This window comes from Rhodococcus opacus, assembly GCF_012396235.1.
GTDB lineage: Bacteria > Actinomycetota > Actinomycetes > Mycobacteriales > Mycobacteriaceae > Rhodococcus_F > Rhodococcus_F opacus.
This window is the reverse complement of the sequence record NZ_JAAXPA010000097.1, coordinates 1-1,737: the sequence shown is the minus strand read 5'-3', so window position 1 is coordinate 1,737 and position 1,737 is coordinate 1. Positions and strand designations below refer to the sequence as shown.

The window sequence follows — 1,737 nt, the reverse complement described above, 5'->3', positions numbered from 1 at the left end:
CCTCCCTGCACGTAGCCGGCTATAGGTGTTGTCAAGCGGGGCTCTGGCATGACTTCACGCCGCTCGGTCGAAATGCGAGCGTATTGGTGTGCGGCCTGGGCCGACCGGTGGTCGTGCTGTTAAACGGGGGTGTCCAGCGCCCGTGCTGACGTATGCGACCTCACTCGGAGATGAGTGGGTCATCCGGCGATGTGCGGGCTGCGGCGAAAGGCGAAGGGCCGGGTGCCAGGCTTCGTACGGCGTGGCCCTCGTCCGAGGGTCCGCCACAGTGCTTGCGGCATCGATTCCGGTCCTTCGTCACCCTCCAGCGTTCCACCGTTCGTGGCCGAGCGGAAGATCCTCGGGGGTCGGGTTGGTGGTCAGGACTCCTCTCGCCGCCAGTAGCCCGGGTCGAATGTGGCCCGGTCCCGCACCAGGGCGTAGGCGATTCGGTTGGCGCGGTGCGCCAACGCGCACCCGATGACCCTGTTCGGCTTGCCGCGCAGCTTCAAGTCCGCTGCGTACCGCTTCGCCGCTGGCTCGTTGTGACGCAAGCCGAAACCGAGTTCGATCAGGGCACGGCGCAGCGGTACGCTCCCTTCTCTGCTGATGTGTCCGTCTCGACGCTTGCCGGCGGATTCATACTGGGCTGGCACCAATCCAGAGGCTCGGTAGATCTGGGCCGGCCCCGCCCATCGTTCCGGATCACCGAGAGCCCCTGCATAATTACCGATACGCGCCGGTCCCCATCCGGGCACCGACATCAACGTCGCGAACGGGCTGGCCGGGATCAGTTCCGCGATCCGTGCTGTCGCTTCGGTGATCTGGGCTTCCAAGTCGGCCAACAGAATCCGATCCCTGGCGATCACCTGTCGCGCCAACGCTGCATGGGGAGTCGGTAAAGCATCGGCGGCGGCTGCGACCAGACGCTCCGCCCGTGGGTGTTCGAGCCGCAATCCGTGGTCGGCGGCGAAAGCGATCAACCCTTTGGTCCCGAGCTTTGTCAGATGCGTCGGGTCGGTGAATTCGGCGATGACCAGACGGCCGATCCCGGTGCCGAACAGGTCCGAGATGACGGTGCCGACACCGGGGAACGCGCGGTCGAGCTGGGTGGTGAGCTGGATCATCGTGGCCGTGTGCGTCAGGACGCGGCGGGACCGGTGCGCGGACCAGGCGCTCAGCTCGGCGCACACGTCGCTGCGACTGATGACCGGGATGCCCTGTCCTGCTAGCAGCAGTTCGGTGAGGGCGTCGAGGTCGATCGCGTCGGTCTTCACCCGGCGCCGACCGAAGATCTTCCGTTGCTCAGCCACTCGTGCCGGGTTGACCTCCACAAGTTCCCAGCCGGAGGGCCAGGTGTAACCCAGGACCGGCTGATGATAGTGGCCGGCGGCTTCGACGCCGACCCTGACCTGGATTGATGCATCGGAGGCGGACTGGATCCGCGTGACGACGGAATCCAGACCCGACCGGGTCAACGCGACATGAGTCGGTGGGAGTACACGACGACGGGACGAATCGGTCGCGGAGATGGCAGCGACGTTCTTGCCGACATCGATGGCGACGACGATGGTGGATGATGTGGCTGGGACAACGTGCACAGACACGAGCGCACCTCCGGGGGTGTCACGAGCATCGGGCGACGCGGCCACGTCCCCGATCCTCCGAGGAAAGTGTTTGATGTTCACTTCCTTCGTGACACCTCCGGAGGTGCTTGTGAAGGTCTAACCCGATCTATATCAGTGCTTGGGGGAATGT

1 protein-coding gene is annotated in these 1,737 nt (G+C 65.2%); it reads right to left on the bottom strand.

Annotated features, from left to right (window positions below):
• Window positions 1–359: 359 nt before the first annotated feature.
• Window positions 360–1,586, bottom strand: coding sequence for an IS110 family RNA-guided transposase (locus tag HGB39_RS38020; protein ID WP_037207876.1), 1,227 nt, complete (start codon window positions 1,584–1,586; stop codon window positions 360–362).
• Window positions 1,587–1,737 lie beyond the last annotated feature (151 nt).